The sequence below is a fragment of the Mesobacillus jeotgali genome, from assembly GCF_014856545.2.
GTDB lineage: Bacteria > Bacillota > Bacilli > Bacillales > Cytobacillaceae > Mesobacillus.
In genome coordinates, this window is the sequence record NZ_CP109811.1 from 1 (window position 1) to 26,465 (window position 26,465).

Consider the following 26,465-nt stretch of genomic DNA (forward strand, 5'->3'; position numbering starts at 1 on the left):
TTGGAGAACATTGCAGATCTCTGGAACAACGCTCTCGCTAAAATCGAGAAAAAGATCAGCAAGCCAAGTTTCGATACATGGCTCAAATCAACGAAGGCACATTCCTTGCAGGGAGACGTCCTTACGATTACAGCCCCGAATGAGTTTGCCCGTGACTGGCTGGAGGAACGCTATTCCCAGTTAATCAGCGGTATTTTGTATGAAATCACTGGTGAAGAGCTTTCTGTAAAATTTATCATTCCCCAGAACCAGAACGAAGAAGATCTCGACATTCCATTGCCGCCAAAAAGAGTGAAGAAAGACGATGATATTCCTGATTTGCCTGTCAGCATGCTCAACCCGAAGTATACATTTGATACTTTTGTCATTGGTTCGGGCAACCGTTTCGCACACGCAGCTTCGCTTGCAGTAGCTGAAGCGCCGGCAAAAGCCTATAATCCTTTATTCATTTATGGGGGCGTAGGACTTGGTAAGACCCACTTGATGCATGCCATCGGACATTATGTCCAGGATCATAATCCGAATGCGAAAGTGGTTTATTTGTCATCCGAAAAATTCACGAATGAATTCATCAATTCCATCAGGGACAATAAAGCGGGAGATTTCCGCAATAAATACCGCAATGTCGATGTCCTGCTCATTGATGATATTCAATTTTTGGCTGGAAAAGAACAAACACAGGAAGAGTTTTTCCATACATTCAATACATTGCATGAGGAAAGCAAGCAGATTGTCATCTCCAGTGACCGTCCGCCAAAAGAAATTCCGACGCTTGAAGACAGGCTGAGATCCCGCTTTGAATGGGGATTGATTACGGATATCACTCCGCCAGATCTCGAGACCAGGATTGCGATTCTCCGTAAAAAGGCTAAAGCAGAAGGCCTAGATATTCCGAATGAGGTTATGCTTTATATCGCGAACCAAATCGACTCCAACATCCGCGAGCTTGAGGGAGCATTGATCCGTGTCGTCGCTTATTCTTCATTGATTAACAAGGATATCAATGCGGACCTTGCTGCTGAAGCGCTAAAGGATATAATTCCGAGCTCCAAGCCGAAGGTAATCACGATTCTCGACATCCAGAGGGTCGTAGGCCAGCATTTCAATGTGAAGCTAGAGGACTTTAAAGCGAAGAAAAGGACAAAATCTGTCGCATTCCCTAGGCAAATTGCTATGTACTTATCTAGAGAACTGACTGACTTCTCTCTGCCTAAAATTGGCGAAGAATTTGGAGGGCGTGACCACACAACGGTCATCCATGCCCATGAAAAAATTTCAAAGATGATTGCAGTTGATTCAAGTCTGCAAAAGCAGCTAAAAGAAATAAATGAGCAATTAAGGGTTTAGGAAAGTGTGAATAACTCTCCATTGGTTACGCACAGTCTGTCCACATGTGGATAGACTGTCTTTCCTTTGAAAAAATCCACTTATCCACAAATCCACAGGCCCTACTAGTACTTCTACTATTTTTTAAAACATATTAGTATATGCAATACAGAAAAAAAATATTCCTAACTGGAGGCTAAAAAATGAGATTTATTATCCAGCGCGATTCATTGCTTCAAAGCGTCCAAGACGTAATGAAGGCAGTGACGAGCAGAACAACAATCCCTATTTTGACAGGTATTAAGATTGTTGCGAATGAAGAGGGAGTAACTCTTACAGGCAGCGATTCTGATATTTCCATCGAATCATTCATTCCGAAAGAAGAAGCTGGGGATGAAATCGTCGAAATCAAACAACCAGGATCTATTGTTTTGCAGGCGCGTTTCTTTAGTGAAATCGTTAAGAAGCTTCCTACAGATTCAGTAGAAATCGAAGTCCACAATAATCTGCAGACCATTATTCGTTCTGGTAAATCAGAATTTAACCTAAATGGCCTGGATGCTGAGGAATATCCACATCTTCCGCAAATTTCGGAAGAGCATGTTTTTAAAATTCCTACAGACTTATTAAAAGGCCTGATTCGCCAGACTGTCTTTTCAGTGTCCACCTCAGAAACACGCCCAATCTTGACAGGTGTAAACTGGAAGGTCGAAAACAATGAATTAATCTGTATTGCTACAGATAGCCACAGGCTTGCATTACGAAAAGCGAAGCTCGAAGCAGAGAACACTGGAAGCTATAATGTGGTCATCCCGGGTAAAAGCTTGACAGAATTGAGCAAGATTCTAGATGACAGCTCAGAATCAGTGGATATTGTCATTACAGAAAACCAAGTATTGTTCAAAGCAAAGCACTTATTGTTCTTCTCAAGACTGCTGGAAGGAAATTATCCTGACACTGGAAGATTGATCCCGACTGAGAGCAAAACAGATGTAGTCGTTAACACGAAAGAATTCCTTCATGCAATCGACCGTGCATCTTTGCTTGCCAGAGAAGGAAGAAACAATGTGGTTAAGTTTTCTACAATCGAAGGCGGCGCTATCGAGGTTTCCTCCAACACGCCGGAAATCGGTACTGTTGTCGAAGAAATCCAAAGCCAATCAATCGATGGCGAGGATCTGAAAATTTCATTCAGCGCAAAATATATGATGGATGCCTTAAAAGCATTGGAAGGAACAGAGATCCAAATCAGCTTTACAGGCGCAATGAGACCATTCGTCATCCGACCGCTCCACGACGACTCCATCCTGCAGCTGATTCTGCCGGTACGAACTTACTAAAATCCATACTGCCACCAGTTTTATTGCTGGTGGTTTTTTTTATAAAAGGACAAGGGAAAGTCGATTTCAGAGTTGTCTAGCTACAGCGCCTAGACCCTCGAGACGCTTGTCTAGTTTCGCCTCCTAGAAACTTTGAAACTTCAACTCCGCCGGCAGAAGCAAAAACACTTCTTTGTCGGAGTCTCCAGTTTCTGCGTTTCTGGGCAGTCGGCTATACTTTTATTTCGGTCCGCCCAATGAAGTCAAAGAGCGACTTCACTGGTCGGCCCTCCAACGCTTGTCGGGTCTAATCGAGGCGCTTCCGCTTTTCTAATAAGAAAATTTGTTTCTATGGAAAAAATTTAGTAAAATAAAGTATTAAGTCCTTTTGGAAGAAAAGGGTGAGAAACGTGAATGAGGAAATAAAAATTGATACTGAATATATTACGCTTGGCCAATTCCTGAAACTTGCTGATGTAATCCAATCAGGCGGAATGGCAAAGTGGTTTTTAAGTGAACATGATGTTTTTATCAATGGTGAACAAGATCAGCGAAGAGGAAGGAAGCTTCGTTCCGGCGATCAGGTATCAATTCCTGGTTTAGGCGAGTTCAGCATAACGCAATAATCCAGAGGATGAACTGTTCATGTATATAGAGGAACTGCAATTAAGGAATTACCGCAATTACCAGGGATTAGAGGCGGCATTTGAAAATAAGGTAAATGTCATCCTCGGGGAGAATGCTCAGGGGAAAACGAATGTCATGGAGTCCATCTACGTGCTGGCAATGGCAAAATCGCACCGTACCTCCAATGATAAAGATTTAATTCGCTGGGATGAGGAATATGCTAAAATAGAGGGACGGATTAAAAAAAGCAACGGTTCATTGCCCATGCAGCTTGTCATTTCAAAAAAAGGCAAGAAGGCGAAGGTCAATCATCTTGAACAGCGGAAGCTAAGCCAGTATGTCGGCAATATGAATGTCGTCATGTTTGCTCCTGAGGATCTTAATCTTGTAAAAGGGAGCCCTCAAGTAAGACGACGATTTGTCGATATGGAAATTGGACAGGTATCGGCGATTTATTTGCATGACATGGGCCAGTACAACAAAATCCTTCAGCAGCGGAATCATTATCTCAAGCAGATGCAGATCAAAAAGGCTTCAGACCATACAATGCTCGATATTCTGACTGAACAATTTATCCAGGCAGCTGCAAGGATCAACGTGAAGCGGTTTGAATTCCTGAATTTGCTCGAACAGTGGGCATTGCCGATACACCAGGGAATATCGAGAGGGCTTGAGGATTTAAAAATAGTCTATAAACCCTCAGCAGAGGTATCAGAAGATGATGATTTGTCGAAAATGATAGCAGTGTATGAAGAAAAATTTGCTAAAATGAAGATGAGAGAAATTGACCGGGGGACCACTATGTTCGGGCCGCACCGGGATGATCTGCAATTTTTCGTGAATGGCCGTGATGTCCAGACATTCGGATCACAGGGTCAGCAGCGGACGACAGCACTTTCGGTGAAGCTGGCGGAAATTGAATTGATCAATTCAGAAATTGGCGAATATCCAATCCTGCTGCTTGATGATGTCCTGTCTGAGTTAGATGATTATCGCCAATCCCATTTATTAAATACCATCCAGGGGAAAGTTCAAACCTTCGTCACGACCACTAGTGTGGATGGGATTGACCATCAGACATTAAGAGAAGCTGCCACTTACAAAGTGAAAACCGGCGAAATGTCAAGAATCCAATGAGGTGGACTACATGTATTTGCATGTTGGTGAAGAAGTCCTAGTCAGGACAAAAGATATTATAGCGATATTAGATATTGAAAGCGCCAGTTCTTCTCCATTCATGGAGGAGTTCATAACGCGCCAGGACCAGCAGATTATCCATTTGGCCAAGGGAACGGTCAAATCAATCGTGGTAACAGGAAATCATATATATTATTCCCCACTTGCATCAGGAACATTAAAGAAACGCTCCCAAAAATTATCCGTTCAGGAATTTTAATAGATCGGCATCTTCGCAAAAAATGTCGAAAAACAACGATATATGCGAAAATAGCTAATAGATATTTTTTCAAAAAGTTGAGTCAAAATGAAAGTGTAGGTGATCGATATGGCTATGGAGGAACAATCCATGCAAGGACAAGCGTACGATGAAAACCAGATACAAGTGCTTGAGGGCCTGGAAGCTGTACGCAAACGTCCAGGGATGTATATCGGATCAACGAGTGGAAAAGGCTTGCACCATCTTGTATGGGAAATCGTTGATAATAGTATAGATGAAGCACTTGCCGGCTATTGTGACGAGATCAATGTCATTATCGAAGAGGATAACAGTATTACAGTTCAGGATAATGGCCGTGGAATCCCTGTCGGTATCCACGAAAAAATGGGAAGGCCAGCAGTCGAGGTCATCATGACAGTACTTCACGCCGGAGGGAAATTCGGCGGCGGAGGCTATAAGGTTTCCGGAGGCCTCCACGGTGTTGGTGCATCCGTTGTTAATGCCCTGTCTACGTATCTTGAAGTATTTGTCCATCGTGATGGCAAAGTCCATTATCAAAAGTTCGAACGAGGCGCTGTTGGTGACCCGTTGAAGGTCATTGACGAAACGGACCGTACAGGAACAACTGTCCACTTCAAGCCTGACCCAGAGATTTTCACCGAGACATTGGAATATGACTATGATACACTCGCAAACCGTCTGCGTGAGCTTGCCTTCCTGAACAGAGCAATCAAGATCACGATTGAGGATAAGCGCGGCGAAGGCAAAAAGAATGAGTATTATTACGAGGGTGGAATTAAATCCTATGTTGAGCATTTAAACCGTACTAGGGAAGTCCTTCACGAAGAACCGATTTATATTGAGGGTGAAAAAGAAGGCATCACAGTAGAGGTAGCTCTTCAATATAACGATAGCTTCACTGGCAACATTTACTCATTCGCTAACAATATCCACACTTATGAGGGTGGTACGCATGAGTTTGGCTTCAAAACAGCTTTGACTCGTGTAATTAACGATTATGCCCGTAAGCATGGAATCTTCAAGGAAAGTGATTCAAATCTCTCAGGTGAAGATGTACGTGAAGGCTTGACGGCTATCGTTTCGGTCAAGCATCCGGATCCACAGTTCGAGGGCCAGACAAAAACAAAGCTCGGAAATTCTGAGGTTCGTACGGTAACTGACACACTATTTTCCGACCACTTTGAAAAATTCATGCTCGAAAATCCGAATGTTGCGAGAAAGATTGTCGACAAAGGACTGATGGCAGCAAGAGCAAGACTTGCGGCGAAAAAGGCACGCGAACTGACAAGGAGAAAGAGTGCACTTGAAATTTCAAGCTTGCCGGGAAAACTGGCTGACTGTTCTTCAAAGGACCCATCCATCAGTGAAATCTATGTCGTTGAGGGTGACTCTGCGGGCGGATCTGCCAAGCAGGGCCGTGACCGCCACTTCCAGGCGATCCTGCCATTACGCGGTAAAATCCTGAACGTTGAAAAATCACGCCTGGATAAAATTTTATCCAATAATGAGGTAAGAGCGATCATTACGGCGATCGGCACAGGAATTGGCGAAGACTTCGACCTTTCAAAAGCTCGATACCAAAAAATCGTAATCATGACCGACGCCGATGTCGACGGCGCTCATATCCGTACTTTATTATTGACGTTTTTCTACCGTTATATGAGAAAGATCCTTGAAGCAGGGTACATTTATATTGCCCAGCCGCCTTTATACAAGATCCAGCAAGGTAAGAAAGTCGAGTATGCTTATAACGACAAGCAGCTTGAAGAGATTCTCGCGGAACTTCCACAGCAGCCGAAGCCAGGCATCCAGCGTTACAAGGGTCTTGGTGAGATGAATCCAGAGCAGCTATGGGAGACAACGATGAATCCTGAAACAAGGACACTGCTCCAGGTAAGCCTTGAAGATGCAATCGAATCGGATGAAACCTTTGAAATCCTGATGGGTGATAAGGTAGAGCCTCGACGCAATTTCATCGAGCAGAATGCGCTTTATGTAAAGAACCTGGATATTTAATAATATATGCTCAGGATAGAAGGTTCTGCCTCTATCCTGCTTTTTCTGAAATGGCCAAGGGGCCGCGCAAAGCGCTTTGCCCCTGTATGGCCGTGCTGAAAAGAGTTCCTAAAGGAGGTCTCTCTTAAATGGCTGAAACACCAAATCCACGTGTAAAAGAGATTAATATTAGCCAGGAAATGCGATCATCCTTCCTGGATTATGCGATGAGTGTTATCGTCGCACGTGCGCTTCCAGATGTCCGTGACGGCTTGAAGCCGGTACACAGAAGGATTCTGTACGCGATGCATGACCTTGGCATGCATTCAGATAAGGCCTACAAAAAATCGGCGAGGATCGTCGGTGAAGTTATCGGTAAGTATCACCCTCACGGTGACTCTGCTGTATACGACACAATGGTCCGTATGGCTCAGGATTTTAACTATCGTTATATGCTTGTTGATGGACATGGAAACTTTGGTTCTGTCGATGGCGACGCGGCTGCTGCGATGCGTTATACAGAAGCTCGTATGTCGAAAATCTCGATGGAGCTTCTGCGCGACATCAATAAAGATACAATTGATTATCAGGACAACTATGACGGTTCTGAAAGAGAACCCATTGTCATGCCTTCAAGGTTCCCGAACCTGCTCGTCAACGGTACGTCCGGTATCGCTGTCGGAATGGCGACAAACATCCCTCCTCACCAGCTTGGCGAGGTGATAGATGGGGTATTGGCAATCAGTAAGGATCCTGACATGACCATCATGGAATTGATGGAGATCATCACAGGACCTGACTTCCCGACAGCAGGATTGATATTAGGCCGCAGCGGCATCCGCAAGGCTTATGAGACTGGCCGCGGTTCAATTACCCTGCGTGCGAAGGTTGAAATCGAACAGAAATCAAACGGCAAGGAAGTCATCATTGTTAGAGAACTGCCTTACCAGGTTAACAAAGCCAAGCTGATTGAAAAAATCGCTGAATTAGTCCGCGACAAGAGGCTTGACGGCATCACAGACCTGCGAGATGAATCTGACCGGAAGGGTATGAGGATTGTAATTGAAGTTCGCAAGGATGCGAATGCCAATGTCCTTTTAAATAACCTTTATAAACAAACTGCATTGCAGACAAGCTTTGGTATCAACCTTCTCGCTTTAGTCGATGGACAGCCGAAGGTCCTTAACCTCAAACAATGTCTGACCTACTATCTCGATCATCAGGTAGTCGTCATTAGACGCCGCACAGAGTTTGAACTTAGGAAGGCTGAAGCACGTGCCCACATTCTCGAAGGTCTGCGAATCGCACTTGATAACCTTGATGCGGTCATTAGCCTGATCAGAAGCTCACGCACCACGGATATCGCAAGAGAAGGATTGATGACGCAGTTCAAGCTGTCCGAAAAACAAGCACAGGCAATCCTTGACATGCGTCTGCAGAGGCTTACTGGCTTGGAACGCGAAAAGATCGAAGAAGAGTTCCAAAACCTTATGCAGCTGATTTCTGAATTAAAAGCGATCCTTGCTGATAATGAAAAAGTGCTGGAAATCATCCGCGAAGAACTTACTGAAATCAAGGAGCGCTTCAACGATGAGCGCCGTACGGAAATCGTATCGGGCGGATTGGAAATGATCGAGGATGAAGACTTGATTCCTCGTGAAAATATCGTCATTACCCTGACACATAACGGCTACGTTAAGCGCCTGCCTGTATCCACATACAGAGCACAGCGTCGCGGGGGCCGAGGAATCCAGGGTATGGGAACGAATGAAGATGATTTTGTAGAACACCTGATCACTACTTCAACACACGATACGATTCTTTTCTTTACAAACAAGGGTAAGGTGTATCGTTCGAAGGGTTACGAAATCCCTGAATTCAGCCGTACAGCGAAGGGAATTCCAATTATCAACCTATTGGAAATCGAGAAAGGCGAGTGGGTCAACGCCATCATTCCTGTTTCAGAATTCGTGGATGACTGGTTCCTGTTCTTCACAACGAAAGAAGGGATCTCAAAACGTTCACCGCTTTCATCATTTGCGAATATCCGAAACAATGGACTAATTGCCCTGAACTTGCGTGAAGGCGATGAATTGATCTCAGTCCGGATGACAGATGGCAGCAAGGAAATGATCATCGGCACGAAGAATGGCTTATTGATTCGTTTCCCTGAAACCGATGTCCGCTCTATGGGACGTACTGCCACAGGTGTTAAAGGTATTACCCTATCTGATGATGATGAAGTTGTCGGCATGGAAGTCCTTGAAGAAACTACTGAAATCCTTGTTGTAACGAAGAACGGATACGGAAAAAGAACCCCTTCTGAAGAATACAGAAGGCAAGGCCGAGGCGGTAAAGGAATCAAGACATGTAACATCACTGATAAAAACGGCGACCTTGTGACGATGAAAGTCGTGACTGGAGAAGAAGACCTCATGCTGATCACAACAGGCGGTGTCCTGATTCGTATCCCGGTAAGTTCAATCTCCATGACAGGCCGTAATACACAGGGGGTAAAACTGATCAGCCTCAACAAAGCAGAAAACGAATATGTTGCGACAGTTGCGAAAGTCGATAAGGAAGAAGAAAAGCCTGAAGACGCCGAACTGGATGAAAATGCTGAAGGCACAGTTGATCCTGAAGAAGTTGCCAGTGAAGGAACAGAAACGCCTGAACAGCCAACTGAAGCGGATGAAGATTAAACTTTTGAGAGGAACACAAAATTGTGTTCCTCTTTTTTGGTAAAATAAAGTAAAATAAATTGTAAGAAAATTAAAATTCTGGGGTGGAAAGCCTTGCGCGTACTAGTAGACAACCTTAAAGAGGGCTGTATCCTTACTGATGATGTTCTTAGTAAAACGAATAGACCTATCATGAATAAAAAAACAGTATTATCAGATCATCTAATAGGAATCCTGAAAGTTTTTCTGGTTAAAGAAGTAGATGTGGAGAAAACATTAGTGAATGGTTTGCCTTTTCATGCACCTTCGACTGGCAGCGATAAGAAAGCGGGCTTGAAGTCTAATGAGGATGGAGAGACTTTTATCGATCAGTTTTTACAGGCCAGACAGAAATTCAGGAAAGAGTTTACCTCCTGGCAATCAGGAATGCAGATAGATATTGCTAAACTGAGAACGATTATTGTTCCTTTGATTGAGCAGGCAGAGATGACTTCTTCGGATATATTCAATCTTCATCATTATTCAACCAAGGTTGAATACATATATGATCATCCATTGGCCGTAGGGATCATCAGTGCTTTCATCGCCAAAAAGCTGAATTACAGCAAAGGGGATATCACCCAGATTGCACTGGCTGGATGTTTATCGGATTGTGGAATGGCGAAAATCAGTCCATCACTTCTTAATAAAAGCTCGACTTTAACTGTAGATGAATTTGAAGAGATTAAAAAGCATCCTACATACAGCTATCAGATGGTAAAAAACAGTCCATTGCTAAAGGACGCTTCAAAGATTGCCATTCTTCATCATCATGAAAGAATGGATGGGAGCGGCTATCCATTTGGTGAAAAGGCAAATAGGATTCATCCTTTTGCAAAAATCCTTGCTGTAGCTGATTCTTTCCATGCGATGACTTCGGAAAGGATTTATAAGCCAAAACACTCTCCATTCAAAGTAATTGAGATGATCAATGAGGAGCTATTTGGCGAATTCGACATTACCGCCCTGAAAGCATTGAGTTCTGCAATCATGAATTATTCTGTTGGAACAAAAATCCGTCTATCTGATGGACAGGCAGCAGAAATCATTTTTGTAGAAGAAAAGAATCCGGCAAGACCGCTGGTTAAGTTGCTTGAGTCAGAACAGATCCTTGCTTTGGAAAAGAACAGGTACTTGCATATCGAGGAAATCATTTAGTAAGCTGGCGTTCTATGCCGGCTTTTGTTTTTTAATAGAGAGCATGCCGATGTCTTTTGGGATCTGAAAAAGATATATGACTAAAAAACTATTTAGTTTTAAGAAAGTGGCTAAAAAGTATTGCATTAAAATAATTTGCCTGATATAATCTTCAAAGTCAGTAACGAGACAGCAACTTTCAAATCAATAGTTTTTGAAAAAAGTTATTGACTTATACAGTTAGTAAATGTTATATTATTAAAGTCGCTTCGGGGCGACAATGCAAGAGTTGCTCTTTGAAAACTAAACAAACAAGCGTCAACAAACAATAAATTTTCATGGCTTCTATTATAGAAGAACATGAGCCAACGTTTTAACTTATGAGCTAAACTCATAACTCTTTTTTGGAGAGTTTGATCCTGGCTCAGGACGAACGCTGGCGGCGTGCCTAATACATGCAAGTCGAGCGGATCTTCATTAGCTTGCTTTTGAAGATCAGCGGCGGACGGGTGAGTAACACGTGGGCAACCTGCCTGTAAGACTGGGATAACTTCGGGAAACCGGAGCTAATACCGGATAATCCTTTCCCTCACATGAGGGAAAGCTGAAAGACGGTTTCGGCTGTCACTTACAGATGGGCCCGCGGCGCATTAGCTAGTTGGTGAGGTAACGGCTCACCAAGGCAACGATGCGTAGCCGACCTGAGAGGGTGATCGGCCACACTGGGACTGAGACACGGCCCAGACTCCTACGGGAGGCAGCAGTAGGGAATCTTCCGCAATGGACGAAAGTCTGACGGAGCAACGCCGCGTGAACGATGAAGGCTTTCGGGTCGTAAAGTTCTGTTGTTAGGGAAGAACAAGTACCGGAGTAACTGCCGGTACCTTGACGGTACCTAACCAGAAAGCCACGGCTAACTACGTGCCAGCAGCCGCGGTAATACGTAGGTGGCAAGCGTTGTCCGGAATTATTGGGCGTAAAGCGCGCGCAGGCGGTTCCTTAAGTCTGATGTGAAAGCCCCCGGCTCAACCGGGGAGGGTCATTGGAAACTGGGGAACTTGAGTGCAGAAGAGGAGAGCGGAATTCCACGTGTAGCGGTGAAATGCGTAGAGATGTGGAGGAACACCAGTGGCGAAGGCGGCTCTCTGGTCTGTAACTGACGCTGAGGCGCGAAAGCGTGGGGAGCGAACAGGATTAGATACCCTGGTAGTCCACGCCGTAAACGATGAGTGCTAAGTGTTAGAGGGTTTCCGCCCTTTAGTGCTGCAGCAAACGCATTAAGCACTCCGCCTGGGGAGTACGGCCGCAAGGCTGAAACTCAAAGGAATTGACGGGGGCCCGCACAAGCGGTGGAGCATGTGGTTTAATTCGAAGCAACGCGAAGAACCTTACCAGGTCTTGACATCCTCTGACAACCCTAGAGATAGGGCGTTCCCCTTCGGGGGACAGAGTGACAGGTGGTGCATGGTTGTCGTCAGCTCGTGTCGTGAGATGTTGGGTTAAGTCCCGCAACGAGCGCAACCCTTGATCTTAGTTGCCAGCATTCAGTTGGGCACTCTAAGGTGACTGCCGGTGACAAACCGGAGGAAGGTGGGGATGACGTCAAATCATCATGCCCCTTATGACCTGGGCTACACACGTGCTACAATGGATGGAACAAAGGGCCGCAAAACCGCGAGGTCGAGCCAATCCCATAAATCCATTCTCAGTTCGGATTGCAGGCTGCAACTCGCCTGCATGAAGCCGGAATCGCTAGTAATCGCGGATCAGCATGCCGCGGTGAATACGTTCCCGGGCCTTGTACACACCGCCCGTCACACCACGAGAGTTTGTAACACCCGAAGTCGGTGGGGTAACCTTTTGGAGCCAGCCGCCTAAGGTGGGACAGATGATTGGGGTGAAGTCGTAACAAGGTAGCCGTATCGGAAGGTGCGGCTGGATCACCTCCTTTCTAAGGATATTGCCGTAATGGCAATCGGAATGCGAATCTTTCGATTCGTACTTGTTGATTAGCTTGTTTGTTTAGTTTTGAGGGAGCGATTCCTCTATATATGATATATGGGCCTATAGCTCAGCTGGTTAGAGCGCACGCCTGATAAGCGTGAGGTCGGTGGTTCGAGTCCACTTAGGCCCACCATATATCTTTCATAACGGGGCCTTAGCTCAGCTGGGAGAGCGCCTGCCTTGCACGCAGGAGGTCAGCGGTTCGATCCCGCTAGGCTCCACCATGTCGCTTTTAGAGCGCATGTTTTTTGTTCCTTGAAAACTAGATAATCGTAAGTAAGAAGAACCAAGAAAAAACCGAGTGATCGCCATTTTAGTTTTTCTCTCTATTTAATAGAGAAATGACCTTTTAGGTTAAGTTAGAAAGGGCGCACGGTGGATGCCTTGGCACTAGGAGCCGATGAAGGACGGGACTAACACCGATATGCTTCGGGGAGCTGTAAGTAAGCTTTGATCCGGAGATTTCCGAATGGGGAAACCCACTGTTCGTAATGGAACAGTATCTTTGCCTGAATACATAGGGCATTGAAGGCAGACCCGGGGAACTGAAACATCTAAGTACCCGGAGGAAGAGAAAGCAAACGCGATTCCCTGAGTAGCGGCGAGCGAAACGGGACATAGCCCAAACCAAGAGGCTTGCCTCTTGGGGTTGTAGGACACTCAACATGGAGTTACAAAGGAACGGGGTAGATGAAGTGGTCTGGAAAGGCCCGTCAGAGAAGGTAAAAACCCTGTAGTTGAAACTTCGTTCCCTCCTGAGTGGATCCTGAGTACGGCGGGACACGAGAAATCCCGTCGGAAGCTGGGAGGACCATCTCCCAAGGCTAAATACTCCCTAGTGACCGATAGTGAACCAGTACCGTGAGGGAAAGGTGAAAAGCACCCCGGAAGGGGAGTGAAAGAGATCCTGAAACCGTGTGCCTACAAGTAGTCAGAGCCCGTTCATGGGTGATGGCGTGCCTTTTGTAGAATGAACCGGCGAGTTACGATTACATGCAAGGTTAAGTTGATGAGACGGAGCCGCAGCGAAAGCGAGTCTGAATAGGGCGAATGAGTATGTGGTCGTAGACCCGAAACCAGGTGATCTACCCATGTCCAGGGTGAAGGTTGGGTAACACCAACTGGAGGCCCGAACCCACGCACGTTGAAAAGTGCGGGGATGAGGTGTGGGTAGCGGAGAAATTCCAATCGAACTTGGAGATAGCTGGTTCTCTCCGAAATAGCTTTAGGGCTAGCCTCACGTTGTAAGAGTCTTGGAGGTAGAGCACTGTTTGGACTAGGGGCCCTCATCGGGTTACCGAATTCAGACAAACTCCGAATGCCAAAGACTTATCCGTGGGAGTCAGACTGCGAGTGATAAGATCCGTAGTCAAAAGGGAAACAGCCCAGACCACCAGCTAAGGTCCCAAAGTATACGTTAAGTGGAAAAGGATGTGGAGTTGCTTAGACAACCAGGATGTTGGCTTAGAAGCAGCCACCATTTAAAGAGTGCGTAATAGCTCACTGGTCGAGTGACTCTGCGCCGAAAATGTACCGGGGCTAAACGTATCACCGAAGCTGTGGATTGACATCTTAGATGTCAGTGGTAGGAGAGCGTTCTAAGGGCGTTGAAGTCAGACCGTAAGGACTGGTGGAGCGCTTAGAAGTGAGAATGCCGGTATGAGTAGCGAAAGATGGGTGAGAATCCCATCCACCGAATGCCTAAGGTTTCCTGAGGAAGGCTCGTCCTCTCAGGGTTAGTCGGGACCTAAGCCGAGGCCGAAAGGCGTAGGCGATGGACAACAGGTTGATATTCCTGTACCACCTCTTTATCGTTTGAGCAATGGGGGGACGCAGGAGGATAGGGTAAGCGCGCTGTTGGATATGCGCGTCTAAGCAGTTAGGCTGCAAGTGAGGCAAATCCCGCTTGCGTGAAGGCTGAGCTGTGACAGCGAGGGAAATATAGTACCGAAGTTCCTGATTCCACACTGCCAAGAAAAGCCTCTAGCGAGATAAAAGGTGCCCGTACCGCAAACCGACACAGGTAGGCGAGGAGAGAATCCTAAGGTGAGCGAGAGAACTCTCGTTAAGGAACTCGGCAAAATGACCCCGTAACTTCGGGAGAAGGGGTGCTCATTTGGGTGAATAGCCCGGATGAGCCGCAGTGAATAGGCCCAGGCGACTGTTTAGCAAAAACACAGGTCTCTGCGAAGCCGCAAGGCGAAGTATAGGGGCTGACGCCTGCCCGGTGCTGGAAGGTTAAGAGGAGGGGTTAGCTCACGCGAAGCTCTGAATCGAAGCCCCAGTAAACGGCGGCCGTAACTATAACGGTCCTAAGGTAGCGAAATTCCTTGTCGGGTAAGTTCCGACCCGCACGAAAGGCGTAACGATCTGGGCACTGTCTCAACGAGAGACTCGGTGAAATTATAGTACCTGTGAAGATGCAGGTTACCCGCGACAGGACGGAAAGACCCCGTGGAGCTTTACTGTAGCCTGATATTGAATTTTGGTACAGCTTGTACAGGATAGGTAGGAGCCTGAGAAACCGGAGCGCCAGCTTCGGTGGAGGCGTCGGTGGGATACTACCCTGGCTGTATTGAAATTCTAACCCACGCCCCTGATCGGGGCGGGAGACAGTGTCAGGTGGGCAGTTTGACTGGGGCGGTCGCCTCCTAAAGAGTAACGGAGGCGCCCAAAGGTTCCCTCAGAATGGTTGGAAATCATTCGCAGAGTGTAAAGGCACAAGGGAGCTTGACTGCGAGACCTACAAGTCGAGCAGGGACGAAAGTCGGGCTTAGTGATCCGGTGGTTCCGCATGGAAGGGCCATCGCTCAACGGATAAAAGCTACCCCGGGGATAACAGGCTTATCTCCCCCAAGAGTCCACATCGACGGGGAGGTTTGGCACCTCGATGTCGGCTCATCGCATCCTGGGGCTGTAGTCGGTCCCAAGGGTTGGGCTGTTCGCCCATTAAAGCGGTACGCGAGCTGGGTTCAGAACGTCGTGAGACAGTTCGGTCCCTATCCGTCGTGGGCGCAGGAAATTTGAGAGGAGCTGTCCTTAGTACGAGAGGACCGGGATGGACGCACCGCTGGTGTACCAGTTGTCTTGCCAAAGGCATCGCTGGGTAGCTATGTGCGGACGGGATAAGTGCTGAAAGCATCTAAGCATGAAGCCCCCCTCAAGATGAGATTTCCCATAGCGCAAGCTAGTAAGAACCCTGAAAGATGATCAGGTTGATAGGTCAGAGGTGGAAGCGCGGTGACGTGTGGAGCTGACTGATACTAATCGTTCGAGGACTTAACCAAAATGATTACTCGTTCTTCTTGAATTCTTCTTACACATTATCTAGTTTTGAGGGAATAAAACCTCAAACCAAATAGTCTGGTGGCGATGGCGAGAAGGTCACACCCGTTCCCATACCGAACACGGAAGTTAAGCTTCTCAGCGCCGATGGTAGTTGGGGGTTTCCCCCTGTGAGAGTAGGACGCCGCCGGGCACACGAAAGAACAGCTGTAATGGCTGTTCCTTTTTTGTATGCAAATTTATAAAAGGTGTTGGAAATGTAGCAGCAAGTGAATATATTTAGTCTGACTTCGGACAAGTTTACAGGTAATGAATGAAAAGATGTCTGAATCAGATGCAACTTCAGACAGGTTTGCAGGAAAAGATCAAAAAGTTGTCTGAACCTGAGGCAACTTCAGACAGGTTTGCAGGAAAAGATCAAAAAGTTGTCTGAACTGGAGTCAACTTCAGACAGGTTTGGAGGAAAAAGCCGAAAAGTTGTCTGAACCTGGTGCAACTTCGGACAGGTTTGAAGGAAAAACACGAAAAGTTGTCTGAACCTGAAGCAACTTCAGACAGGTTTGGAGAAAGAAGTCAAAAAGCTGTCTGAACCTGAGTCAACTTCAGACAGGTTTGCAGGAAAAGATCGAAAAGCTGTCTGAATCTGGTGCAACTTCGGACAGGTTTGAAGGAAAAACACGAAAAGTTGTCTGAAACTTAAGCAACTTCAGACAGGTTTGGTGGAAAAGCACAAAAAGCTGTCTGAACCTGATGCAACTTCAGACAGGTTTTCAGGAAAAGATCGAAAAGTTGTCTGAACCTGATGCAACTTCAGACAGGTTTGAAGGAAAATTCGAAAAGCTGTCTAAACCTAAGCCATCTTCAGACAGGTTTGGAGGAAAAGCACAAAAAGCTGTCTGAACTTAAGGCAACTTTAGACAGGTTTCCAAGAAAAAATGAAAAGTTGTCAAAAGCATACTCCTCTTATTAGCCACATAACAAAGACCCCCTGAATTAATCAGAAGGTCTTATTATATGTTATTTCTTTTTCTTCCCAAGGGATTGCAATTGATCCATTACCTTCGCGCGTGACTTTTGGTCTTTTAGCAAGTATGCTGAACCTAGAGCTACAGCTGTCATCATTAGTTTTTTTCTATCCATATTAAAACCTCCTCGGTTATGCAAAGTTGATATAAGTGAAATTCCCGATATCGGCTTACCTAAACATATCTATCATCAGCTGTAATGCGTGTAGAAGTTCCAACCCTTGAGGTTATTACTTATTCATTAGGTACTGGTAAATTAAGTAAGGTCCTTTTCTTAATGTTGATTTTAAAAAGGACTGGATCAATGGATAGTCTTCATTGGGCATCATTTTGATTAACTCACTCCACCATTCTGTTTCATAGCGTGCAATCATTCCGAGATTATATAACAGTAAGTAGTGCAGCAGCAGTTCTGGAAATAGAAATAAGTCACCTTTATTTAAGGGAAATACATAATGCTGCTCTTCCAGATTGTATTTTAACGGAAGGGGTTCTTGTGTTTCCTTTAAGTTTGCTTCAAACCTGATTCGATTAGGGTCCTCTACAAAAGAGACAGGAATAGAGGATTTGGCCTGATAGAACTCCTTAAAGCGGTTCTCGGTCATATGAAAATGGTCGATTATGGTTTTAGACAGTGAAAAACTTGAGTCACTTGCTTTAACTACTTCAAATATTTGCTTGCCTCTTAAGTCAGAAAAGATGCCGGATAATTCCGGAATCAGTTCCATTACGTCACCCATTGTTGCTTTTTCACCTTCCAATTGTTTCATGTGGAACATTTTTTCTGCCATAAGTGAGAATAGCCCATTCTTTTGAAACTTCACTTCATCGTCTGTGAAGCTGTACTGTTGTTTTTTTCGTTTTCTTGTGGAGACGCCGTGAGCAAGAACGGAAGTGGTTTCAGGGTAATCAGGTTCGACTGTCAGGATGCATGCTTTTATTAGATGGACAAGTCCGTAAAAGAGCAGGATTGGCTGAATGGCCAGCGGAGACTTTTCTGCCTGTTCATAGTAAAGCTTCCCATGTTCGAGATAATACATGAAGGGATAACAGTTTTCGAAGCTTTTCATGTCAGGCTGGTCGATGTTGATTTTACGATAACATTTTTTCAGGTAGGCTTGTGAATACTCTGCTGAAAAGAAGAGTGTGTAACTGTTCCATTCCTTATAAAGCATAGACACATGAAAAACCTCCAAGTTATTTGAAAAATCGGACAAATAATAACCTTCTTGACAGTATTTTAACCAATTGATAACCTACAAATAATATTTTCTTAAAGGGGGTCATTTACTATGTGGGAAAGTAAATTTGCAAAAGAAGGATTAACGTTTGATGATGTGCTGTTGGTACCGGCCAAATCTGAGGTGCTGCCAAAGGATGTGAGCCTGAAGGTCAGCCTGACGGAGACTTTGAGGTTGAATATACCGATCATCAGTGCCGGCATGGATACTGTAACAGAATCTGAACTGGCCATTTCGATTGCCAGGCAGGGCGGACTTGGTATCATACATAAAAACATGTCCATAGAACAGCAGGCGGACCAGGTCGATAAAGTAAAGCGTTCTGAAAGTGGAGTCATTACTGATCCATTCTTTTTAACTCCTGAGCATCAAGTATTTGATGCTGAACATCTAATGGGTAAATACCGCATTTCAGGTGTCCCAATTGTTAATAATGAAGAAGAACAAAAGCTTGTTGGAATCATTACGAACCGTGATATGCGTTTTATCCAGGATTACTCTATTAAAATCGAAGAAGTTATGACGAAAAATGACTTGGTGACTGCTTCTGTGGGAACTACCCTTGAAGAAGCAGAGAAGATCCTTCAGCGCCATAAGATTGAAAAACTCCCACTAGTAAATGACGAAGGCGTACTGAAAGGGCTCATTACCATAAAAGATATTGAAAAAGTAATTGAGTTCCCGAACTCTTCTAAGGATTCGCAAGGCCGCTTGCTGTGCGGTGCTGCAGTCGGTGTTACAGCTGATACGATGAAACGTGTTGAGATGCTGGTAAAATCACATGTAGATGTCATCGTTGTCGATACTGCCCACGGACACTCGAGAGGGGTTATTGAAACGGTAAGGCAAATTCGTGAAAGCTACCCGGAACTGAATATTATTGCGGGGAACGTTGCGACTGCAGAAGCGACAAGAGAATTGATCGAAGCAGGTGCGGATATTGTCAAGGTCGGCATCGGGCCGGGTTCTATCTGTACGACGAGAGTTGTAGCAGGTGTAGGGGTTCCGCAAATTACTGCAGTATATGATTGTGCAACAGAAGCACGGAAGCACGGAAAGGCAATCATTGCAGATGGCGGGATCAAATATTCCGGGGATATCGTTAAGGCTCTTGCTGCCGGAGGGCATGCTGTCATGCTCGGCAGCTTGCTGGCGGGTGTCAGCGAAAGTCCGGGAGAAACTGAAATCTATCAGGGAAGACGCTTCAAAGTATACCGTGGAATGGGCTCTGTCGGAGCAATGGAAAAGGGATCTAAAGATCGTTACTTCCAGGAAGATAATAAGAAGTTCGTTCCTGAAGGTATAGAAGGCCGAATCCCATATAAAGGACCGCTTACAGATACAATCTATCAACTTGTTGGCGGCATTCGCTCAGGTATGGGATATTGCGGCACAGCTAATCTTGAGGAACTAAGGGAGAATGCCCAATTCATCAAGATGACAGGAGCGGGTCTGAGAGAGAGCCATCCGCATGATGTCCAGATCACGAAGGAAGCACCGAACTACTCCATGAGCTAATTTATAAAATGGAATCCAGCAGGAACTACGACTTTCTACCTGTATATCAGTCGTTTTTTCCTGATTTTACAATAGACAGAGTGACTATTCTCTGTCTATTTTTTTCATTTTTTTTATGGTAAACTATACGGGTGTGATTTTTTAGGGTCAACAAAAATGTAAGTTTCATAGATATTTTATAAAAATTTTGGAGGGAAAGTCGTCTTGAATCGTAAACAAAAACAGCTTTCAATGTTCTTTGCAGCATTCATTTTAACGATCACAACTATGTTTTCCGGATTTTCAATGGAGGCTGAAGCAGCAGAGGGACAGCTAGGCATCGATGCCGAAGCAGCCATGCTGATTGATGCAGATACGGGAAGAGTTTTATATGAGAAAAATTCAGATGTTGTCCTGGGCGTAGCTTCCATGGCAAAAATGATGACCGAATATATGGTTCTCGAAGCGGTAAAAGAAGGAAAGCTGAAATGGGACCAAAAGGTAAAGATCAATGAGTACGTCCATAAATTATCAGCTGCCCCTGGCCTTTCGAATGTAGGATTAACTCAAGGTGAAGATTATACGGTACAAGAATTGTATGAAGCAATGGCAATCCACTCTGGAAATGCAGCAACCGTCGCGCTTGCTGAGGTCCTTTCTGGAACAGAAAAGAACCATGTTGAAAAAATGAACAAAAAAGCTGCTGAGCTTGGTTTGAAGGATTATAAATTTGTTAACTCATCAGGGTTGAACAATAGCGATCTTTTAGGGCAACATCCTGCCGGCAGTCCGGAAGAAGAGAATGTCATGTCTGCACGCTCATTGGCCACACTTGCCTTCCGATTATTAAACGATTACCCGGAAGTGTTGGATACAGCAAGCATGCCTTCCTTGAAGTTCCGTGACGGACGTGAGTATAAAAACTTTAACTGGATGCTTCCAGGCCTAGTTTACCAATATGATGGTGTAGACGGTTTAAAAACTGGTTCGACTGATTTTGCTGGCTATGGCTTTACGGCTACTGCGATGAGAAATGATCAAAGATTCATTTCGGTAATCATGAAGGCAGATTCCAAGGACAGCCGTTTTTCTGAAACGCGTAAGATCCTTGACTTTGCTTTCAGTAATTTTACAGAAGAAGAGCTTGTGAAAAAGAATCACCAGGTAAAAGGTAAGAAAAACCTTCCGGTAACAAAAGGGAAGGAAGACAGTGTGAAGATCCAGTCTAAAGAGTCCATTACGATGACCATCAGGAATGGTGAAAAGGATCAATATGAACCAGTACTTGTATTGGATAAAAAGAAACTGAATGAAAATGGCGAATTGACTGCTCCTATCAAGAAGGGTGAGCAAGTCGGCTATATGACTGTTAAGTCCAAGAAGGATGAAAACATCAGCTTCTTATCTGAAGAAGGACAAAAGCAAGTCCAAGTACCAGTTGTTGCGGCTGAGAGTGTTGAAAAAGCGAACTGGTTCGTGCTTATGATGCGCGGAGTCGGCGGATTCTTTGGAGACCTTTTTGGCGGAATTGCTGATACTGTAAAAGGTTGGTTTTAATTAATAGTGAAAGGTTTCCTGTCTTGACAGGAAACCTTTTTTATTGTTTATTTTCAATAGGGGGTAGCTGTAATTCCGACTAATGAAGTCTGAATATCCAGTTATTTGCAATTGCTTACATAGTAACCCTTTTACAGGGACAAGGGGGAAAAAGAATGAAGACAGGTACTGATCGTGTTAAACGTGGTATGGCAGAGATGCAAAAAGGCGGCGTCATCATGGACGTTGTCAATGCTGAGCAGGCAAAGATTGCCGAAGAGGCCGGTGCAGTTGCAGTAATGGCATTGGAACGTGTCCCTTCGGATATCCGCGCAGCTGGCGGAGTGGCTAGAATGGCTGATCCAAGGATCGTTGAAGAGGTAATGGGTGCTGTCACAATTCCCGTTATGGCAAAAGCACGAATTGGCCATATCGTAGAAGCCCGCGTCCTCGAAGCTATGGGTGTTGATTATATAGATGAGAGTGAAGTCCTGACTCCGGCAGATGAAGAATTTCACCTGAATAAGAGAGATTATACAGTTCCTTTTGTATGCGGATGCCGTGACCTTGGTGAGGCAGCAAGAAGAATCGGCGAGGGAGCTTCGATGCTTCGTACAAAGGGAGAGCCAGGTACAGGAAATATTGTAGAAGCTGTCCGCCATATCCGCAAGGTAAATGCGCAGGTGCGTAAAGTAGTGGCAATGGATATGGATGAACTAATGACTGAAGCCAAGCTTCTGGGAGCCCCATATGAGCTTCTGCTGGAAATCAAGCAGCTCGGACGCCTTCCGGTTGTCAACTTTGCTGCAGGCGGTGTTGCTACTCCGGCAGACGCAGCATTAATGATGCAGCTGGGTGCTGACGGTGTGTTTGTAGGGTCTGGTATCTTCAAATCTGATAATCCTGCTAAGTTTGCAAAGGCAATTGTCGAAGCAACTACTCATTATCAGGATTATGAACTGATTGCGAGCATTTCGAAAGGCCTTGGCATCCCGATGAAGGGCATGGATATTTCATCATTGGCACCAGAAGCCCGTATGCAGGACCGCGGCTGGTAAGGGGATGCCTATGATAAAGATTGGAGTACTTGGCCTTCAAGGGGCTGTACGAGAGCATATATGGGCAATTGAGGCATCTGGAGCTGAAGGGGTTGTCATTAAGCGTCCCGATCAGCTGGCAGAAGTCGATGGCCTGATCATTCCTGGGGGAGAAAGCACCACGATCCGCCGTCTGATCGATCAATATGTCTTTATGGAAGAGTTAAAGAAATTCGCAGCCGATGGCAAACCAATGTTCGGAACATGTGCTGGCTTGATTTTATTAGCGAATGATCTGGTTGGGTACGATGCACCACATCTCGGTGTCATGGATGTAAAAGTAGAACGCAACTCATTCGGCCGCCAGCGAGAAAGCTTTGAAGCTGACATCAATATTGCTGGAGTGGCGGATAATTTCTCAGCAGTATTCATCCGGGCACCTCATATTGTGGAAGCTGGAGAAAATGTAGAGGTGCTGGCGAAGCATAATGGCAGAATTGTTGCTGCTCGTGATGGACAGTTCCTTGGCTGTTCTTTTCATCCGGAGTTAACGGATGATTATCGACTCATGAGCTACTTTGTGAAAATGGTCGAAGAGACAAAGAGTAAAAATTTTGCATAAACAGCTTGCATGGAGAACATAATTGTAGTAAATTATGAATTAAAATTCGATAGTAAAAAAGCGATGAGAGGGAATAGTAGCTTGTGTCCATTCCAAAGAGAGCCGGTGGTTGGTGAGAACCGGTGTCTGGAGCAAAGGAATCCGCCCTCGAGCAGAGTATGGAACGCCATTAATGGCCAGTAAATACTTTCGGTAAAAACCGTTATTTTATGAGTGGAAAGCATTTAATTGCTTTCAACTAGGGTGGCAACGCGGGTTAACTCTCGTCCCTTTTTGGGGACGGGAGTTTTTTATTTTATCAAAGGCTTTTTTACTTCAGGTAAAAGGGAGGAAATCGCAGTGTTAGACGTAAAATATTTAAGAGCAAATTTTGAAGAAGTTAAACAAAAACTGCAGCACCGTGGCGAAGACATGACCGACTTCGGCAAGTTTGAGGACCTGGATGTGAGACGCAGGGAGTTGATACTGGACGCTGAACAGCTGAAGAGCAGAAGGAATGAAGTATCCCAGCAGGTTGCGCAGTTGAAGCGTGAAAAGCAGGACGCTGACCACCTGATCGCTGAGATGCGTGAGGTAGGAGACAAAATCAAGGTTCTGGATGACCAGCTTCGTGAGGTAGAAGAAGAGCTAGAAAACCTGATGCTCAGCATTCCGAATATCCCTCATGAAAGTGTTCCAATCGGAGAAACAGAAGATGACAATGTAGAAGTTCGCAAATGGGGAGAAATCCGTGATTTTGAATTCGAAGCAAAGCCGCACTGGGATGTTGCAGACCACTTGAAAATTCTTGATTTTGAACGCGCTGGAAAAGTAACTGGCAGCCGTTTTGTCTTTTACAAGGGATTGGGAGCACGCCTTGAGCGAGCGTTGATTAGTTTCATGCTTGACCTTCATGTTGACGAGCATGGCTACAAAGAAGTTCTGCCTCCTTATATGGTCAATCGTGCCAGCATGACAGGGACAGGACAACTTCCTAAGTTTGAAGAGGATGCATTCCGAATCGAGAGCGAAGATTACTTCCTGATTCCGACTGCAGAGGTACCTGTTACGAATATGCACCGTGATGAGATCCTGACTGCAGATGAGCTTCCGGTCAATTATGCAGCATACAGCGCATGTTTCCGTTCTGAGGCAGGTTCTGCGGGACGCGATACGCGCGGTTTGATCCGTCAGCACCAGTTTAACAAGGTTGAATTAGTTAAGTTTGTTAAGCCTGAAGATTCTTATGAGGAACTTGAAAAGCTGACTGGACATGCTGAGAAAGTGCTTCAATTGCTTGGACTTCCTTACCGCGTGTTAAGCATGTGCTCTGCAGACCTCGGCTTCACAGCTGCTAAGAAATATGATATTGAAGTCTGGATCCCAAGCTACGGCATCTACAGGGAAATTTCTTCTTGCAGTAACTTTGAAGGATTCCAGGCAAGACGTGCGAATATCCGTTTCCGCCGCGAAGCAAAGGCGAAGCCAGAGCATGTGCATACACTGAATGGATCAGGCCTTGCGATCGGCCGCACAGTTGCCGCCATCCTCGAGAACTACCAGCAGGCTGACGGCAGTGTCATCATTCCTGAAGTATTGCGTCCATACATGGGCAACAGGGAAGTTATTGCTCCAGAATAATGGTCCTTTATAGGGGAATTTGAACTATCAGAACTTCTTTTTCGGACAGGATGTACTCCTGTCCGAAAAAACTTTTAAAGAAGTGTTGACTCGTTTTTAAATACATGATATTATATTTCTTGTCTCGGAGGTATACCCAAGTCTGGCTGAAGGGATCGGTCTTGAAAACCGACAGGCGGGTAACACCGCGCGGGGGTTCGAATCCCTCTACCTCCTCCATAAATTTTAATATTAAAGCATTAACGCATAAAAACAATTTGGAGATTGTGTAGAAAAACCCGTTACTATGTAGCGGGTTTTTTTATATGTATATTAATTTCTCTTGAATCAGTCGAGCCACGGCTTGTGGAATGATGTTACAAATGGTAACTAATAAGCAACATTTAAAATTTAGAAACGCTGTTGATTGGAGTGGAAGGCGTGTAGACTCCTCCGAAAATGCTAACGCATTTCCATCGTGCGTGGGCAGGTTCCAGGAAGCTTAATCAATGTCCTGCGGGATCAGCTGGACAGGTGAGACCCCGCAGACGCCAACGGCGACGAGGAGGCTCACCGCCAGCCCCGTGGAAAGCGAAGCGCCTGGAACGGAAATCAACAGCCCTGTTCACCCTCCAATCAAAAAAACCGCCAATCGGCGGTTTTATTTTTTCAATAATTGAGTTTGCTTGATATGTGTCGCGATTTTCTCAACGATTGGTTCGATTGATTCAGGATTATTAAACAAGTCGTAATCATTGATGTTCAGACGAAGGACTGGGCATGCGTTGAAGTTATTGATCCAGTTTTCATAGCGGCCGTGCATTTCTTCCCAATAGGTGATTGGTGTCTGCTGTTCCATTGGACGTCCTCTTAGCTTAATGCGCTCAAGAATATCATCTAGTGACCCTTCAAGGTAGATCAGTAAATCTGGATGCGGGAAGTATGGTGTCATGACCATTGCTTCGAACAGGCTCTTGTATGTTTCGTAATCCACAGGAGACATTGTGCCTTTTTCATAATGCATTTTTGCGAAGATGCCTGTATCTTCATAGATGGAACGGTCCTGGATAAAGCCGCCGCCGTATTCAAAAATCCTCTTCTGCTCCTTGAAGCGCTCAGCAAGGAAGTAGATTTGCAGGTGGAAGCTCCAGCGTTCGAAATCGGCATAGAACTTATCAAGGTATGGGTTGGTATCTACTTTTTCAAAGGATGTACGGAACCGAAGGGCATCCGCCAGGGCATTCGTCATAGTCGATTTGCCGACTCCAACTGTTCCGGCAATCGTTATGACCGCATTAGCCGGGATGTCATATTTTGTTCTTAGATTCATGGTTGTACGCTCCTTTTTCTTAATGATGCGGTTAGCTGGTCGATGATCAGCTGGAGATCTTCTTCATTTTTAACAAAATCCAGATCGTCGCCGCTGAAACGGAGGACTGGGATTTCAGGGTGGTCTTTTTCGAACTGAAGCATTGCTTGTTCATAATCTAGGGATAATTGCTCTAAATATAATGGACTGATGTTTTTTTCGACTTCGCGGCCGCGCATTTTGATCCGCTTCAGCAATGTATCGAGACTTGCATTCAAGTAAATGATGACATTTGGCTTAGGCATATCTTTTGTCAGGATTTGATAAATATCTAGGTATTTTTTATATTCCTGTTCATTCAATGTGCGCTGGGCGAAAATGAGGTTTTTCATGATATGATAATCAGCTACGACTGATTTGTCTTTGCTGAGGTAATGTTCATTAATATCTCCAAGCTGCTTATATCGATTGCAGAGGAAAAACATTTCTGTCTGGAAACTCCATTCTTCTATGTTATCGTAGAACTTCCCCAAAAATGGATTTTCATCGACAATTTCCTTTAAAAGTGCAAATTGAAACCGTTCGGAAATGGCGCGGGCAAGTGACGTTTTCCCGATCCCGATTGGTCCTTCAACCGTTATAAAAGGTGTTCCTTCCACAACATGTCCTCCCTCTCTGTTGTATCTATCTCTTTTTTACATTTCTGTCAGTTAAATCACGCAAAGTCCATTTTATCACACCATAGTATGGTATGGGTATGGAATATTAG

Annotated in this window: 17 protein-coding genes, 3 tRNA genes, 3 rRNA genes and 1 other annotated feature; of the genes, 19 read left to right on the top strand and 4 right to left on the bottom strand. The window is 45.2% G+C overall.

Features of this window, described 5'->3' with window-relative positions; genetic code table 11:
- From dnaA to rrf, 13 genes are all read left to right on the top strand, one after another.
- Positions 1 to 1,347, top strand: a complete 1,347-nt coding sequence (gene dnaA / locus FOF60_RS00005) for a chromosomal replication initiator protein DnaA (protein WP_192472742.1) — start codon at positions 1 to 3, stop codon at positions 1,345 to 1,347.
- 182 nt (positions 1,348 to 1,529) lie between these two features.
- Positions 1,530 to 2,666 (top strand): DNA polymerase III subunit beta, encoded by a 1,137-nt coding sequence (gene dnaN / locus FOF60_RS00010; protein ID WP_192472743.1) that lies wholly within the window; start codon positions 1,530 to 1,532, stop codon positions 2,664 to 2,666.
- A gap of 389 nt (positions 2,667 to 3,055) precedes the next feature.
- The gene (gene yaaA / locus FOF60_RS00015; protein WP_192472744.1) at positions 3,056 to 3,271 is read left to right on the top strand and encodes a S4 domain-containing protein YaaA; all 216 of its coding nucleotides are present in this window, start codon (positions 3,056 to 3,058) and stop codon (positions 3,269 to 3,271) included.
- A 19-nt stretch (positions 3,272 to 3,290) separates the two neighbouring features.
- Positions 3,291 to 4,409, top strand: a complete 1,119-nt coding sequence (gene recF, locus FOF60_RS00020) for a DNA replication/repair protein RecF (protein ID WP_192472745.1) — start codon at positions 3,291 to 3,293, stop codon at positions 4,407 to 4,409.
- A gap of 10 nt (positions 4,410 to 4,419) precedes the next feature.
- Positions 4,420 to 4,668 carry an extracellular matrix regulator RemB gene (gene remB / locus FOF60_RS00025; RefSeq protein WP_192472746.1) on the top strand — a complete coding sequence of 83 codons (249 nt, stop codon included), beginning with the start codon at positions 4,420 to 4,422 and terminating at the stop codon, positions 4,666 to 4,668.
- Positions 4,669 to 4,797: 129 nt separating this feature from the next.
- Positions 4,798 to 6,705, top strand: coding sequence for a DNA topoisomerase (ATP-hydrolyzing) subunit B (gene gyrB, locus FOF60_RS00030; protein ID WP_413632785.1), 1,908 nt, complete (start codon positions 4,798 to 4,800; stop codon positions 6,703 to 6,705).
- Between the two features lie 128 nt (positions 6,706 to 6,833).
- Positions 6,834 to 9,386 carry a DNA gyrase subunit A gene (gene gyrA / locus FOF60_RS00035; protein WP_192472747.1) on the top strand — a complete coding sequence of 851 codons (2,553 nt, stop codon included), beginning with the start codon at positions 6,834 to 6,836 and terminating at the stop codon, positions 9,384 to 9,386.
- Positions 9,387 to 9,479: 93 nt separating this feature from the next.
- Entirely contained in the window at positions 9,480 to 10,562 is a 1,083-nt protein-coding gene (locus FOF60_RS00040; protein ID WP_192472748.1) for an HD-GYP domain-containing protein, read from the top strand.
- Positions 10,563 to 10,942: 380 nt separating this feature from the next.
- A 16S ribosomal RNA gene (locus FOF60_RS00045) occupies positions 10,943 to 12,492 on the top strand.
- A 109-nt stretch (positions 12,493 to 12,601) separates the two neighbouring features.
- A tRNA-Ile gene (locus FOF60_RS00050) sits at positions 12,602 to 12,678 on the top strand.
- A 15-nt stretch (positions 12,679 to 12,693) separates the two neighbouring features.
- Positions 12,694 to 12,769: transfer RNA gene (locus tag FOF60_RS00055), tRNA-Ala, on the top strand.
- Between the two features lie 128 nt (positions 12,770 to 12,897).
- Positions 12,898 to 15,832, top strand: a 23S ribosomal RNA gene (locus tag FOF60_RS00060).
- Positions 15,833 to 15,907: 75 nt separating this feature from the next.
- A 5S ribosomal RNA gene (rrf, locus tag FOF60_RS00065) occupies positions 15,908 to 16,023 on the top strand.
- Together the 16S, 23S and 5S rRNA genes with 2 tRNA genes alongside form the textbook arrangement of a ribosomal RNA operon.
- An 824-nt stretch (positions 16,024 to 16,847) precedes the next feature.
- Here rrf and FOF60_RS00070 read toward each other — a convergent pair.
- Positions 16,848 to 16,970 carry a hypothetical protein gene (locus tag FOF60_RS00070; RefSeq protein WP_264647623.1) on the bottom strand — a complete coding sequence of 41 codons (123 nt, stop codon included), beginning with the start codon at positions 16,968 to 16,970 and terminating at the stop codon, positions 16,848 to 16,850.
- 115 nt (positions 16,971 to 17,085) lie between these two features.
- On the bottom strand, positions 17,086 to 18,030 hold the full coding sequence (locus FOF60_RS00075) for a YaaC family protein (RefSeq protein WP_192473676.1): 945 nt from the start codon (positions 18,028 to 18,030) through the stop codon (positions 17,086 to 17,088).
- Between the two features lie 117 nt (positions 18,031 to 18,147).
- Here FOF60_RS00075 and guaB point away from each other — a divergent pair, with 117 nt between their 5' ends.
- The 6 genes from guaB (at position 18,148) to FOF60_RS00105 (ending at position 24,627) form a co-directional block, all read left to right on the top strand.
- The gene (guaB, locus tag FOF60_RS00080; RefSeq protein WP_192473663.1) at positions 18,148 to 19,614 is read left to right on the top strand and encodes an IMP dehydrogenase; all 1,467 of its coding nucleotides are present in this window, start codon (positions 18,148 to 18,150) and stop codon (positions 19,612 to 19,614) included.
- A gap of 231 nt (positions 19,615 to 19,845) precedes the next feature.
- Positions 19,846 to 21,150, top strand: a complete 1,305-nt coding sequence (locus FOF60_RS00085; protein ID WP_192473677.1) for a serine hydrolase — start codon at positions 19,846 to 19,848, stop codon at positions 21,148 to 21,150.
- Positions 21,151 to 21,305: 155 nt separating this feature from the next.
- Positions 21,306 to 22,187, top strand: a complete 882-nt coding sequence (pdxS, locus tag FOF60_RS00090; RefSeq protein ID WP_192473664.1) for a pyridoxal 5'-phosphate synthase lyase subunit PdxS — start codon at positions 21,306 to 21,308, stop codon at positions 22,185 to 22,187.
- Between the two features lie 10 nt (positions 22,188 to 22,197).
- On the top strand, positions 22,198 to 22,788 hold the full coding sequence (pdxT, locus tag FOF60_RS00095) for a pyridoxal 5'-phosphate synthase glutaminase subunit PdxT (protein ID WP_192473665.1): 591 nt from the start codon (positions 22,198 to 22,200) through the stop codon (positions 22,786 to 22,788).
- A gap of 54 nt (positions 22,789 to 22,842) precedes the next feature.
- Positions 22,843 to 23,062: a binding site (T-box leader), on the top strand.
- A 65-nt stretch (positions 23,063 to 23,127) separates the two neighbouring features.
- Positions 23,128 to 24,408, top strand: coding sequence for a serine--tRNA ligase (serS, locus tag FOF60_RS00100; RefSeq protein ID WP_192473666.1), 1,281 nt, complete (start codon positions 23,128 to 23,130; stop codon positions 24,406 to 24,408).
- Positions 24,409 to 24,534: 126 nt separating this feature from the next.
- Positions 24,535 to 24,627 (top strand) — tRNA-Ser (locus FOF60_RS00105).
- 421 nt (positions 24,628 to 25,048) lie between these two features.
- On the opposite strand, the gene FOF60_RS00110 is transcribed toward FOF60_RS00105, so the two are convergent.
- Both FOF60_RS00110 and FOF60_RS00115 read right to left on the bottom strand, forming a co-directional pair.
- Entirely contained in the window at positions 25,049 to 25,717 is a 669-nt protein-coding gene (locus tag FOF60_RS00110; RefSeq protein ID WP_192473667.1) for a deoxynucleoside kinase, read from the bottom strand.
- A complete protein-coding gene (locus FOF60_RS00115; protein ID WP_192473668.1) occupies positions 25,714 to 26,355 on the bottom strand; it encodes a deoxynucleoside kinase in 642 nt (213 codons plus the stop codon). Before FOF60_RS00115 ends, FOF60_RS00110 begins: the two co-directional genes overlap by 4 nt.
- Positions 26,356 to 26,465 lie beyond the last annotated feature (110 nt).

Bases quoted from the DNA above. Each gene is read 5' to 3' on its own strand.
- dnaN (WP_192472743.1), top strand. From the start codon at position 1,530: ATGAGATTTATTATCCAGCGCGATTCATTGCTTCAAAGCGTCCAAGAC.
- recF (WP_192472745.1), top strand. From the start codon at position 3,291: ATGTATATAGAGGAACTGCAATTAAGGAATTACCGCAATTACCAGGGA.
- remB (WP_192472746.1), top strand. From the start codon at position 4,420: ATGTATTTGCATGTTGGTGAAGAAGTCCTAGTCAGGACAAAAGATATT.
- gyrB (WP_413632785.1), top strand. From the start codon at position 4,798: ATGCAAGGACAAGCGTACGATGAAAACCAGATACAAGTGCTTGAGGGC.
- gyrA (WP_192472747.1), top strand. From the start codon at position 6,834: ATGGCTGAAACACCAAATCCACGTGTAAAAGAGATTAATATTAGCCAG.
- FOF60_RS00070 (WP_264647623.1), bottom strand. From the start codon at position 16,970: ATGGATAGAAAAAAACTAATGATGACAGCTGTAGCTCTAGGTTCAGCA.
- FOF60_RS00075 (WP_192473676.1), bottom strand. From the start codon at position 18,030: ATGCTTTATAAGGAATGGAACAGTTACACACTCTTCTTTTCAGCAGAG.
- guaB (WP_192473663.1), top strand. From the start codon at position 18,148: ATGTGGGAAAGTAAATTTGCAAAAGAAGGATTAACGTTTGATGATGTG.
- FOF60_RS00085 (WP_192473677.1), top strand. From the start codon at position 19,846: ATGTTCTTTGCAGCATTCATTTTAACGATCACAACTATGTTTTCCGGA.
- pdxS (WP_192473664.1), top strand. From the start codon at position 21,306: ATGAAGACAGGTACTGATCGTGTTAAACGTGGTATGGCAGAGATGCAA.
- pdxT (WP_192473665.1), top strand. From the start codon at position 22,198: ATGATAAAGATTGGAGTACTTGGCCTTCAAGGGGCTGTACGAGAGCAT.
- FOF60_RS00110 (WP_192473667.1), bottom strand. From the start codon at position 25,717: ATGAATCTAAGAACAAAATATGACATCCCGGCTAATGCGGTCATAACG.